We start from the raw sequence: 12,343 nt of genomic DNA, 5'->3' as shown, positions 1-12,343 counted from the left end.
TCTTCATTGCAGAGGTTCGCGCGGCTAATGAGAGGCTTCACCCATGGGGGTGTCGGTTGTCATTAGTCGCGAGGATGCGAAGAAGGTCGGGTTAAATCGACAGCACGCCGGTGGTGTGCTGTCATACATTTAAGAAAGGACAGAATTTTGCTGAATCCGATCGTTCGTAAATTCCAGTATGGTCAACATACCGTCACGCTGGAAACCGGCATGATGGCACGTCAGGCTACTGCTGCCGTTATGGTAAGCATGGATGACACCGCGGTGTTCGTCACCGTAGTGGGCCAGAAAAAAGCTAAACCAGGTCAGGACTTCTTCCCGCTGACCGTTAACTACCAGGAGCGTACCTACGCTGCCGGTAAAATCCCTGGTGGTTTCTTCCGTCGTGAAGGCCGTCCAAGCGAAGGCGAAACTCTGATCGCGCGTCTGATTGACCGCCCGGTTCGTCCGCTGTTCCCGGAAGGCTTCGTTAACGAAGTACAGGTTATCGCAACCGTAGTTTCCGTTAACCCACAGGTTAACCCGGACATCGTTGCGATGATCGGTGCATCTGCAGCCCTGTCACTGTCTGGTATTCCATTCAATGGCCCAATCGGTGCCGCGCGCGTGGGTTACATCAATGACCAGTACGTGCTGAACCCAACTCAGGAAGAGCTGAAAGAAAGTAAGCTGGACCTGGTTGTTGCCGGTACTGAAGCGGCGGTTCTGATGGTTGAATCCGAAGCAGAACTGCTGAGCGAAGACCAGATGCTGGGCGCTGTGGTCTTCGGCCACGATCAGCAGCAGATCGTTATCCAGAACATCAACGACCTGGTGAAAGAAGCCGGTAAGCCACGTTGGGACTGGCAGCCAGAAGCAGCAAACGACGCGCTTAACGCACGTGTTGCGGCACTGGCAGAGTCTCGTCTGAGCGACGCGTACCGCATCACCGACAAACAGGAGCGCTATGCTCAGGTTGATGTGATCAAATCTGAAGTGACCGCGACCCTGGTTGCTGAAGACGAAACGCTGGACGCTAACGAAATTGGCGAAATCCTGCACGCTATCGAGAAAAACGTTGTTCGTAGCCGCGTACTGGCCGGCGAGCCGCGTATTGATGGCCGTGAAAAAGACATGATCCGTGGTCTGGATGTGCGTACTGGCGTACTGCCACGTACTCACGGTTCCGCACTGTTTACCCGTGGTGAAACGCAGGCCCTGGTCACCGCGACCCTGGGTACCGCTCGTGACGCACAGATCATCGACGAACTGATGGGCGAGCGCACTGACAACTTCCTGTTCCACTACAACTTCCCTCCGTACTCCGTAGGGGAAACCGGCATGGTTGGCTCGCCGAAGCGTCGTGAAATTGGTCACGGTCGTCTGGCGAAGCGCGGCGTGCTGGCCGTGATGCCAGAAGCTGACAAATTCCCGTACACCGTACGTGTGGTGTCTGAAATCACCGAATCTAACGGTTCTTCTTCCATGGCTTCCGTATGTGGTGCTTCTCTGGCACTGATGGATGCAGGCGTGCCGATCAAAGCCGCTGTTGCGGGTATCGCAATGGGCCTGGTGAAAGAAGGCGACAACTTCGTTGTTCTGTCTGACATTCTGGGTGACGAAGATCACCTCGGCGATATGGACTTCAAAGTGGCGGGTTCCCGCGACGGTATCTCTGCACTGCAGATGGATATCAAAATTGAAGGTATCACTAAAGAGATCATGCAGGTTGCTCTGAACCAGGCTAAAGGTGCGCGTCTGCACATCCTGGGCGTGATGGAACAGGCGATTAACGCGCCGCGTGGCGACATTTCTCAGTTCGCTCCACGTATCCACACCATCAAGATCAATCCAGACAAGATCAAAGATGTTATCGGTAAGGGCGGTTCCGTAATCCGTGCGCTGACCGAAGAGACGGGCACCACCATCGAAATCGAAGATGACGGTACTGTGAAGATCGCAGCAACCGACGGCGAGAAAGCGAAATTCGCTATCCGTCGTATCGAAGAGATCACCGCTGAAATCGAAGTGGGCCGTATCTACAACGGTAAAGTGACCCGTATCGTTGACTTTGGCGCGTTCGTTGCCATCGGTGGCGGTAAAGAAGGTCTGGTTCACATCTCTCAGATCGCTGACAAGCGCGTTGAGAAAGTGACCGATTACCTGCAGATGGGTCAGGAAGTACCGGTTAAAGTTCTGGAAGTTGACCGCCAGGGCCGTATCCGTCTGAGCATTAAAGAAGCAACCGAGCAGTCTCAGCCTGCTGCGGCGCCGGAAACTCCGGCTGCTGAACAGCAAGGCGAGTAAGGTTGCCATTTGCCCTCCGCATTGCGGAGGGCCTGGTATCAGGCAGGACGCCTTGTTAAGCCGCCGGGGGACAGGACGTTCATCCAATAGTTGTCTTCGGGAGTGGGAAATGAAGCCTTTTTTGCGCTGGTGTTTCGTTGCGACAGCTTTAACGCTGGCAGGATGCAGCAACTCTGCCTGGCGTAAGAGCGAAGTCCTCGCAGTGCCATTGCAACCGACTTTGCAGCAGGAAGTGATTCTGGCACGCATGGAACAAATTCTTGCCAGTCGGGCTTTAACCGATGACGAACGCGCACAGCTTTTATATGAGCGCGGAGTGTTGTATGATAGTCTCGGTCTGAGGGCATTGGCGCGAAATGATTTTTCACAAGCGCTGGCTATCCGACCTGATATGCCTGAAGTATTCAATTACTTAGGCATTTATTTAACGCAGGCAGGCAATTTTGATGCTGCCTATGAAGCGTTTGATTCTGTACTTGAGCTTGATCCAACTTACAACTACGCGCACTTGAATCGCGGTATCGCATTGTACTACGGCGGTCGTGATAAGTTAGCGCAAGATGATCTGCTGGCGTTTTATCAAGACGATCCTAATGATCCTTTCCGTAGCCTGTGGCTTTACATCGTTGAGCAGAAGCTCGATGAGAAGCAGGCAAAAGAGGCCCTGAAACAGCGCTTCGATAAATCGGACAAGGAACAGTGGGGATGGAACATTGTCGAGTTCTACCTGGGCAACATTAGCGAAGCAACGCTGATGGAACGCCTCAAGGCGGACGCAACGGATAACACCTCGCTCGCTGAGCATCTCAGTGAAACCAACTTCTATTTAGGTAAGTACTACCTAAGTCTGGGGGATAAGGACAGCGCTACGGCACTGTTCAAATTAGCGGTTGCTAACAACGTACACAATTTCGTTGAGCACCGTTATGCATTGTTGGAATTATCGCTCTTGGGCCAGGAGCAAGACGACCTGGCAGAATCGGACCAGCAATAGCTGACGACATAAACATCAGCCCGTAATCTTTTGATTGCCATCACCTTAACTGGTGAGGGCGTTGTTGTTCGTCAATACACCTACTTTGAGCCGGTTCACACTTTTCAATGAAAATTGCTAATCATTTTCACGATGAGCTAAGTAGACTGGCCGCCATTAATATCGAGGCACTTGTACTACATGGCTGAATTCGAAACCACTTTTGCAGATCTGGGCCTGAAGGCTCCTATCCTTGAAGCCCTTAACGATCTGGGTTACGAAAAACCATCTCCGATCCAGGCTGAGTGTATCCCACACCTGCTTTCTGGTCGTGACGTGCTGGGCATGGCCCAGACTGGTAGCGGTAAAACTGCAGCGTTCTCGCTGCCGCTGCTGAACAACATCGATCCGGACCTGCGTGCACCGCAGATCCTTGTCCTGGCTCCAACCCGTGAACTGGCTGTTCAGGTTGCTGAAGCCATGACGGAATTCTCTAAACATATGCGCGGCGTAAACGTGGTAGCCCTTTACGGTGGCCAGCGTTATGACGTGCAGTTACGCGCCCTGCGCCAGGGCCCACAGATTGTTGTCGGTACGCCGGGCCGTCTGCTGGATCACCTGAAGCGCGGTACGCTGGATCTCTCTAAACTGAGCGGTCTGGTACTGGACGAAGCAGATGAAATGCTGCGTATGGGCTTCATCGAAGACGTCGAAACCATCATGGCGCAGATCCCAGAAGGTCATCAGACCGCGCTGTTCTCTGCCACCATGCCAGAGGCGATTCGTCGTATCACCAAACGCTTCATGAAAGATCCTCAGGAAGTGCGTATTCAGTCCAGCGTCACCACTCGCCCGGACATTAGCCAGAGCTACTGGTCTGTGTACGGCATGCGCAAAAACGAAGCGCTGGTACGTTTCCTGGAAGCGGAAGATTTTGATGCGGCGATTATCTTCGTGCGTACCAAAAACGCGACCCTGGAAGTGGCTGAAGCGCTGGAGCGTAACGGCTACAACAGCGCAGCACTGAACGGTGACATGAACCAGGCTCTGCGTGAGCAGACGCTGGAGCGCCTGAAAGACGGTCGTCTGGATATCCTGATTGCAACCGACGTGGCAGCACGTGGTCTGGACGTTGAGCGTATCAGCCTGGTGGTTAACTACGACATCCCGATGGATTCCGAGTCTTACGTTCACCGTATCGGCCGTACCGGTCGTGCGGGTCGTGCGGGCCGTGCGCTGCTGTTCGTTGAGAACCGCGAGCGTCGTCTGCTGCGTAACATCGAACGCACCATGAAGCTGACTATTCCAGAAGCTGAACTGCCAAACGCAGAACTGCTGGGCAAACGCCGTCTGGAAAAATTCGCCGCGAAAGTACAGCAGCAGCTGGAAAGCAGCGATCTGGATCAGTACCGTGCACTGCTGTCGCAGATTCAGCCTACGGCTGAAGGCGAAGAGCTGGACATGGAAACCCTGGCTGCGGCACTGCTGAAAATGGCGCAGGGCGAACGTACTCTGATCGTGCCACCTGATGCGCCAATGCGTCCTAAGCGTGAATTCCGTGACCGTGACGATCGCTTTGAACGTCGTGGCGACCGTAACGATCGTGGCCCACGTGGTGACCGTCCAGAGCGTGGTGGTGAAGACCGTCCACGTCGTGAACGCCGTGAAGCGGGCGATATGGAACTGTACCGCATTGAAGTGGGCCGTGATGATGGTGTTGAAGTTCGTCACATCGTTGGCGCGATCGCTAACGAAGGCGACATCAGCAGCCGTTACATTGGTAACATCAAGCTGTTCGCATCCCACTCTACCATCGAGCTGCCAAAAGGTATGCCGGGCGAAGTACTGCAGCACTTTACTCGCACCCGCATCCTGAACAAGCCGATGAACATGCAGCTGCTGGGCGATGCTCAGCCACGTCCTGACCGTGGCGGCGAACGTCGTGGCGGTGGTCGCAGTTTCGGCGGCGAGCGTCGTGAAGGCGGTCGCACAGAAGGTCGCGGTGGTGAAGGTCGTCGTTTCTCCGGCGAGCGCCGCGAAAACCGTGGCCCACGTCGTGAAGAAGGCACCAGCCGTCGTCGTTTCGGTGACGCGTAAGCCTTACGCTTCTGACGTAAAGTAAAATATACAGCCCCGATAAATGCTATCGGGGCTTTTTTTATTCCCTTTGTACTCTTGTACTGGTACAGTGCGTCACACTAAAATGCAGAACCGCATAATTGACTGGAGAAAAGGCTGTATGGCGACACTAACCACCACCCAAACGTCACCTTCGCTGCTTGGCGGCGTGGTGATCATCGGCGGAACCATTATAGGTGCCGGGATGTTTTCCCTGCCTGTGGTCATGTCCGGTGCGTGGTTCTTCTGGTCGCTGGCGGCGCTGGTCTTTACCTGGTTCTGTATGCTCCATTCCGGGCTGATGATCCTTGAGGCGAACCTCAACTACCGCATTGGCTCCAGCTTCGACACCATCACCAAAGATCTGCTGGGCAAGGGCTGGAACCTGGTAAACGGGCTTTCCATCGCGTTTGTGCTCTACATTCTGACCTACGCGTACATTTCCGCGAGCGGTTCGATTCTGCATCACACCTTTGCTGAGATGTCGCTAAACGTTCCGGCGCGTCTGGCGGGTTTGTGTTTTGCTCTGGGCGTGGCCTTTATCGTCTGGATGAGTACCAAAGCGGTGAGCCGCATGACGGCGATTGTGTTGGGCGCAAAGGTCATCACCTTCTTCCTGACCTTCGGTAGCCTGCTGGGGCACGTCACGCCCGCCACGCTGTTTAATGTCGCGGAAGTGAATACTTCCTACACCCCGTACCTGCTGATGACGCTGCCGTTCTGTCTGGCATCGTTTGGCTACCACGGTAACGTGCCGAGCCTGATGAAGTACTACGGCAAAGATCCACGCACCATCGTGAAGTGTCTGGTCTACGGTACGCTGCTGGCGCTGGGTCTGTATGTGATTTGGCTGCTGGGGACGATGGGCAACATCCCGCGTCCGGAATTTATCGGCATTGCCCAGAAGGGCGGTAACATCGACGTGCTGGTGCAGGCGCTGAGCGGCGTGCTGAACAGCCGCAGCCTGGATCTGCTGCTGGTGATCTTCTCCAACTTTGCCGTGGCGAGCTCTTTCCTCGGCGTGACGCTGGGCCTGTTTGACTATCTGGCGGATCTGTTCGGCTTTGATGATTCTGCGATGGGGCGTTTAAAAACCGCGCTGCTGACCTTCCTGCCGCCGATTGTGGGTGGCCTGCTGTGGCCGAACGGCTTCCTGTATGCCATCGGCTATGCAGGGCTGGCGGCAACTATCTGGGCGGCGATTGTGCCGGCGCTGCTGGCGCGCAAATCACGTAAACGCTTCGGTAGCCCAAAATTCCGCGTCTGGGGCGGCAAGCCGATGATTGCGCTGATTCTGGTATTCGGCGTTGGTAACGCTCTGGTACACGTGCTGTCGAGTTTTAACCTGTTGCCCGTTTATCAGTAAAACGAGGGGTTGACCCCCTCACCCCGGCCCTCTCCCATAGGGAGAGGGAGAAAAGCAAAAAACTACCCCACCAACTCCTCTTTCACCTGCATCGCCAAATCAAACGAATGCAAACGCGCCTGGTGATCGAAAATCTGGCCGTTAACCATAATCTCATCCGCCTGCGTTTCACGCAGCACCGCTTCCAGACCGTGCCGCACTTTCGCTTTATCCCCCACCAGCGACATGCTCAGCGCCTGCTGCACGCCATACTGCTCAGAGGCAGACCACAGCTGATGCATATTCTCCACTGGCGGTGGAAGTTGCCCGGTCTCACCGCGGCGCAGCTTCACAAACGCCTGCTGCATGGAGGTAAACAGGAATTCAGCATCGCGATTACTGTCGGCGGCAATGATATTAATACACACCATCGCGTACGGTTTCTCCAGACGTTCAGACGGTTTAAAGTTCGTACGATAGAGATGCAGAGCCTGATGCAGCATATCCGGTGCGAAATGCGAGGCAAACGCAAACGGCAAACCCAGCTGCGCGGCAAGCTGCGCGCTATAAAGACTCGAACCCAGCAGCCACACCGGGATCTTCTCGCCGTAGCCCGGCACCGGGCGCACGTGTGGGTTCGGATCGCGCGCGTCAAACCAGTCAACCAGTTCAGCCACATCGCGCGGGAAGTTGTCGATATCGCCGCTCATATGGCGACGCAGGGCGCGCATGGTCGGCTGGTCGCTACCCGGCGCACGACCCAGCCCCAAATCAATACGGCCAGGATAGAGGGTATTCAGCGTGCCAAACTGCTCGGCAATCACCAGCGGGGCGTGGTTCGGCAGCATCACGCCACCGGAGCCCAGGTGCAATGTCGTTGTGTTCGCCGCCAGATAACCAATCAGAACCGAGGTGGCGGCGCTGGCAATGCCAACCATGTTGTGGTGCTCGGCCAGCCAGTAGCGATGGTAGCCACGCTTTTCAGCCAGTTGAGCCAGATCGAGAGAATGCGAAAAGGCTTCTCTGGCCGAGGAGCCTTGTGGGATCGGCGCCAGGTCCAGCACCGAAAACGGAAGGGTTTTGTCAGTCATAACAGCTCACTTTGTCGACGGTCAATCTTTAATACTGCATTAAAAAATGATAACCGTTGTTAACAAAGTGAGCCTTTTTTAGGCCTGCAGTTCCAGCCCGGCCAGGCGTTTCCAGTAACCATTACAGTCGCTGTTTGCCGTTAGCGGCAGCGGAGCTGCGCCGGTTTCATTTGCGCGGAAGGCGTCCAGCATCGTGAACACGCCGGTATCCAGAGGGGATAAGCGCACCATGTCCACCAGGCCGTCCATTGACGCCAGTTCGTTGCCCAGGTTATAGACATAGCCGCTCATGGTCTGGATCCCGTTCAGGACAAACACCTGCTGATTTTCCTGGGATAGCACGCTGCGCCCGTTCGGGTACTTGATGCAGCAGGTTTCACACTCGTCTTTCGGGCGATCTTCCGAACGCGCGGTAAAGCAGCGCGCGGAATAAGCCAGCGGAAGATGGCCGTAGCTCAGCACTTCCACTTCAAACTGATTGCGAATGCCGAGATCGTCACACTGCGTCAGCAGGTTTACCAGCCAGTCGCGGGAGAGTTCCACCGGCATACACCAGCGCGTCATTCCCTGTTTGAGCAGCAGGCGCAGCGTGACGGCGTTATAGCAGTTTAATGCATGACCCGCGACGAACGGTAACTTACGTTCGGCGCACATGTTCACTACGCCCAGGTCGCTCGCTTCCAGCAGGAATTCACCGTTTTCAACGTAGCGTTTCAGTTCACCCAGTTCGGACGAGGCTTGCACCAGCGCGAGCGTCGAGAGCACCACCTGTTTACCGCTTCCGGCGAGACTTTTCGCCATCTCCAGCCAGTCGCCCACTTTGGTGGCGCGGCGCTTGCTGCACACGGCTTCACCGAGATAAATCACATCAGCGCTGCTGGTGGCGGCCTGTTGGTAAAAATCTTCCAGCGTCTCTTTTGGCCAGTAGTAGAGCACCGGTCCTAATGAATATTTCATGGTTATCTCACTGCCATTTACGGTGATACGCGCCAAGCGTCGTTTGCGTGCCTTCGGACATAGAACCGAGCGTCTCCATCCAGGCTGCCTGCGGAGCATAGTTTTGCGGGTCAGCCATGCAGCGGTCGATAGCCTGACGCCAGACTTTCGCCACCTGGCTCACATAGGCCGGGCTACGCTGGCGACCTTCAATTTTTACCGAGGCAATATTCGCCGCCAGCAGTTCCGGCAGCAGCTCCAGCGTGTTGAGGCTGGTAGGCTCTTCCAGCGCGTGGTAGCGCTCACCGTCAACCAGATATCGGCCTTTGCATAACGTTGGATAACCCGCGTTTTCGCCGTCCTGATAGCGGTCAATCAACACTTCATTCAGGCGTGATTCCAGCCCCTGCGGGGTTTGTTGCCAGCGGACAAAGCGGGCAGGAGAGCAGGCCCCAACGGTATTGGGTGATTCACCGGTTAAATAAGAAGAAAGGTAGCAACGGCCTTCGGCCATGATGCACAGGCTGCCAAAGGCAAAAACTTCCAGCGGCACTGGCGTGACGCGCGCGAGTTGCTTAACCTGATGAATGGAGAGCACGCGGGGCAGCACCACGCGAGCGACGTCAAAGTGTTGATGATAAAAACGCACGGCCTCTTCATTCGTGGCTGATGCCTGAACAGAGACGTGGCGCTCAATATGCGGATAGCGTTCTGCCGCATACTCAAGCATGGCGAGGTCGGCCAGGATTAACGCATCGGCACCCAGCTGTGCGGCCATATCTACCGCGCGCTGCCAGCGGGCATAGCCGTCAGGATGCGCAAAGGTATTAATGGCAATATGCAGTTTGCGGCGGTGCTGGTGAACGAAGTTAACGGCTTCCTGAAGCTTTTTCTCCGTAAAGTTGAGGCCAGCAAAATGGCGGGCGTTGGTATCATCTTTCAGCCCGATATAGACCGCATCGGCCCCATTTTCGATGGCCGCCTTAAGCGCCGGTAGGTTACCGGCAGGGCAGAGCAGCTCCATAAATTATCCTGATGTAGTCGATCGCAAAATTGTTAACGAGCTGGGATTTTAATTAACCCCTGGGCGACAATTTTTGATTTAAGGCAGCTAATGGCGTATTGATGACACCAATAATGAGCGTCACCGGACGACGGTTTGTTGATTTACGCCGCTATGTTGTGCGTCGGATATGGCAAAATAGCGGGACTATTGCTATCAGGGAGTAAAGCTCGTGCTGGATAAACTGCGTTCACGTCTCGTACAATTCGGTCCATCAATGCTGAGCGTGCCGGTGAAACTGGCGCCGTTCGCGCTAAAACGTCAGGTGCTCGAGCAGGTCCTGAGCTGGCAATTCCGCCAGGCGCTGCAGGACGGCGAGCTGGAGTTTCTGGAAGGCCGCTGGCTGAGCATTGAGGTGCGTGACATCGGGCTGCGCTGGTTTACCTCGGTTGAGAATGATCAACTCATTGTGCGTGAGTCCGCCGAGGCGGATGTGAGCTTTAGCGCCAGTGCCAGCGATCTGCTGATGATCGCCGCGCGTAAACAGGATCCGGATACGTTATTCTTCCAGCGCCGTCTGGTCATTGAAGGCGATACGGAGCTGGGTCTGTACGTGAAAAATTTAATGGATGCCATTGAGCTGGAGCAGATGCCGAAAGCGCTGCGCGTGATGCTGATGCAAATGGCAGATTTCGTTGAGGCCGGGCTGAAAACCCCGCCTGACAGTAAACACACTTCAGTAGGTGAGCCATGCTGATTCGAGTCGAAATTGGGATTGATGCACCGGGTATCGATGCGTTGTTACGCCGCGCTTTTGAGAGCGATGCGGAGGCCCAACTGGTCCACGATCTCCGTGAAGACGGCCTGATTACTTTAGGGCTGGTAGCCACCGATGACGAAGGTCAGGTTGTTGGCTATGTTGCCTTCAGCCCGGTAATCGTTCAGGGCGAAGATCTGCAGTGGGTAGGCATGGCACCGCTGGCGGTCGATGAGAACTATCGCGGCCAGGGCCTGGCGCGCCAGCTGGTGTATGAAGGGCTGGACTCGCTGAATGAGTTTGGCTATGCCGCCGTGGTCACGCTGGGCGATCCGGCATTTTATGGCCGCTTAGGCTTCGAGCAGGCCGCGCATTACGATCTGCGCTGCCGCTGGCCGGGTACCGAATCCGCCTTCCAGGTACATCGCCTGGCGGATGATGCCCTGAACGGTGTGAGTGGCCTGGTTGATTACCACGATCACTTCAATCGTTTCTGAGCAGGCTTTCGCGTAGCGCCTCAAATGAGCCGTCTCCGGTAACGAGGCGCTCTTTCTGGCGCTTCGTCAGCTGTTTAATCCGGTATTCCAGCCTGAGCGCCAGCGACCTGTCGCCGACGGCGGCGTAAAAAGCCAGCTGAAGTTCACCTTTCCCCCGCAGCGCTTTTGCCCCTTTCCCCGTTTGATGTTGTAAAAAACGCCGCGCCACATCGGTAGTGATCCCGGTGTAGAGTGCGTTATCAGCGGTTCGGACGAGATAGAGAAACCAGCACACGGTAAACAGATTCAGTATGTTAAGGTGAACGCACCATAGCATGAGAGAGAGCGAAAATGGAAACACTGGCAGCCATTAACCGCTGGCTGGCGAAGCAGCATGTCGTCACCTGGTGCGTCTGTAAAGACGAAGAGATGTGGTGCGCGAACGCCTTTTATTACTACGATCCCGAGCGCGTAGCCTTCTATGTCATGAGCGAAGACAAAACGCGGCATGCGCAAATGACCGGCCAGCAGGCGAAGGTGGCGGGTACGGTAAATGGCCAGCCCAAAACGGTCGCGTTGATCCGTGGCGTGCAGTTCAAGGGAGAGATCCGTCGGCTGGAGGGAGAAGAGAGCGACGCGCGCCGTAAGCACTACACGCGCCGCTTCCCGGTTGCCGCTGCGCTAAAAGCCCCGGTGTGGGAAATACGCCTCGATGAGGTGAAATTTACCGACAACACGCTGGGCTTTGGCAAGAAGCTTCACTGGCTACGCGCCGAGCAGGCGTAGCGCTTCCCGGTTAAACGCCGGCAGATCGTCCGGGGTCCGGCTGGTGATCAACTGGTCTTTGTCGTTGACCACTTCCTGATCGTAAAACTCAGCCCCCGCATTTTTCAGATCGATCACGATCGGTTTCACCGCGGTCAGCTTACGTCCGCGGACCACGTCGGCGCTGATCAGCAGCTGCGGGCCGTGACAGATAGCAAAGACCGGTTTTCCGGTAGCGACAAAGTCACGTGTGAAAGTGACGAAACGCTCGTCCCCGCGCAGGGAATCTGGTGAATGGCCGCCGGGTAACAGCAGGGCGTCGAAATCAGACGGGCTGACGTTATCGATGGTTTCGTCGATGGTCACGCTGGCTTCGCCCTTATGGCCTTTCACCGTTTTGCCCGCTTCTTTCTCAATGGTAATGACCTCATGTCCCGCCTTGCGGAATGCCTCTGCAGGAGAGGTGAATTCTGAATCTTCAAACTCGTCGGTAATCAAGACTGCGATTTTCTTGCCCATGCTTCCTCCGTTGTTTTGGCTTCAGACTGATTTTTTTCCGCTTGTGGTAAATACTTACCTGTAACAGACTTCTA

The 12,343-nt window shown here is 55.5% G+C and carries 12 protein-coding genes and 1 pseudogene; 8 read left to right on the top strand and 5 right to left on the bottom strand.

Features of this window, described 5'->3' with window-relative positions; genetic code table 11:
- Window positions 1-147: 147 nt before the first annotated feature.
- From pnp to mtr, 5 genes and pseudogenes are all read left to right on the top strand, one after another.
- Window positions 148-2,345: pseudogene (gene pnp / locus ABFI50_RS06415) on the top strand (polyribonucleotide nucleotidyltransferase).
- A gap of 50 nt (window positions 2,346-2,395) precedes the next feature.
- Entirely contained in the window at window positions 2,396-3,280 is an 885-nt protein-coding gene (nlpI, locus tag ABFI50_RS06410) for a lipoprotein NlpI (protein WP_013098912.1), read from the top strand.
- Between the two features lie 107 nt (window positions 3,281-3,387).
- The gene (yrbN, locus tag ABFI50_RS06405; protein ID WP_097397692.1) at window positions 3,388-3,468 is read left to right on the top strand and encodes a protein YrbN; all 81 of its coding nucleotides are present in this window, start codon (window positions 3,388-3,390) and stop codon (window positions 3,466-3,468) included.
- Window positions 3,461-5,356: a DEAD/DEAH family ATP-dependent RNA helicase gene (locus tag ABFI50_RS06400; RefSeq protein ID WP_014885369.1), complete on the top strand. Its 1,896-nt coding sequence runs from the start codon at window positions 3,461-3,463 to the stop codon at window positions 5,354-5,356. Before yrbN ends, ABFI50_RS06400 begins: the two co-directional genes overlap by 8 nt.
- A gap of 142 nt (window positions 5,357-5,498) precedes the next feature.
- Window positions 5,499-6,743 carry a tryptophan permease gene (gene mtr / locus ABFI50_RS06395; protein ID WP_014885368.1) on the top strand — a complete coding sequence of 415 codons (1,245 nt, stop codon included), beginning with the start codon at window positions 5,499-5,501 and terminating at the stop codon, window positions 6,741-6,743.
- A gap of 62 nt (window positions 6,744-6,805) precedes the next feature.
- Here the strand turns inward: mtr and ABFI50_RS06390 are convergent, their stop codons facing one another.
- The 3 genes from ABFI50_RS06390 to ABFI50_RS06380 all read right to left on the bottom strand — a co-directional run bounded on the left by ABFI50_RS06390 (window position 6,806) and on the right by ABFI50_RS06380 (window position 9,773).
- Window positions 6,806-7,813: an LLM class flavin-dependent oxidoreductase gene (locus tag ABFI50_RS06390; protein ID WP_014833426.1), complete on the bottom strand. Its 1,008-nt coding sequence runs from the start codon at window positions 7,811-7,813 to the stop codon at window positions 6,806-6,808.
- 78 nt (window positions 7,814-7,891) lie between these two features.
- On the bottom strand, window positions 7,892-8,770 hold the full coding sequence (locus ABFI50_RS06385) for a U32 family peptidase (RefSeq protein WP_014885367.1): 879 nt from the start codon (window positions 8,768-8,770) through the stop codon (window positions 7,892-7,894).
- 7 nt (window positions 8,771-8,777) lie between these two features.
- Window positions 8,778-9,773 carry a peptidase U32 family protein gene (locus tag ABFI50_RS06380; RefSeq protein ID WP_014885366.1) on the bottom strand — a complete coding sequence of 332 codons (996 nt, stop codon included), beginning with the start codon at window positions 9,771-9,773 and terminating at the stop codon, window positions 8,778-8,780.
- A gap of 211 nt (window positions 9,774-9,984) precedes the next feature.
- Between ABFI50_RS06380 and ABFI50_RS06375 the strand changes: the two genes are divergently transcribed.
- Both ABFI50_RS06375 and ABFI50_RS06370 read left to right on the top strand, forming a co-directional pair.
- Entirely contained in the window at window positions 9,985-10,509 is a 525-nt protein-coding gene (locus ABFI50_RS06375) for an SCP2 domain-containing protein (RefSeq protein ID WP_014885365.1), read from the top strand.
- On the top strand, window positions 10,503-11,006 hold the full coding sequence (locus tag ABFI50_RS06370; RefSeq protein WP_014885364.1) for an N-acetyltransferase: 504 nt from the start codon (window positions 10,503-10,505) through the stop codon (window positions 11,004-11,006). Before ABFI50_RS06375 ends, ABFI50_RS06370 begins: the two co-directional genes overlap by 7 nt.
- Here the strand turns inward: ABFI50_RS06370 and ABFI50_RS06365 are convergent.
- Window positions 10,993-11,322 (bottom strand): GIY-YIG nuclease family protein, encoded by a 330-nt coding sequence (locus ABFI50_RS06365; RefSeq protein ID WP_023331388.1) that lies wholly within the window; start codon window positions 11,320-11,322, stop codon window positions 10,993-10,995. The genes ABFI50_RS06370 and ABFI50_RS06365 overlap by 14 nt on opposite strands.
- 14 nt (window positions 11,323-11,336) lie before the next feature.
- Between ABFI50_RS06365 and ABFI50_RS06360 the strand changes: the two genes are divergently transcribed.
- Window positions 11,337-11,771, top strand: coding sequence for a YhbP family protein (locus ABFI50_RS06360; RefSeq protein WP_014885362.1), 435 nt, complete (start codon window positions 11,337-11,339; stop codon window positions 11,769-11,771).
- Here the strand turns inward: ABFI50_RS06360 and ABFI50_RS06355 are convergent.
- Window positions 11,751-12,269: a type 1 glutamine amidotransferase domain-containing protein gene (locus ABFI50_RS06355; RefSeq protein ID WP_014885361.1), complete on the bottom strand. Its 519-nt coding sequence runs from the start codon at window positions 12,267-12,269 to the stop codon at window positions 11,751-11,753. The genes ABFI50_RS06360 and ABFI50_RS06355 overlap by 21 nt on opposite strands.
- Between the last annotated feature and the right edge of the window lie 74 nt (window positions 12,270-12,343).

Source organism: Enterobacter sp. HNDS-6 (assembly GCF_039850505.1).
Taxonomy (GTDB): domain Bacteria; phylum Pseudomonadota; class Gammaproteobacteria; order Enterobacterales; family Enterobacteriaceae; genus Enterobacter; species Enterobacter kobei.
This window is presented reverse-complemented; position numbering and strand designations above follow the sequence as displayed.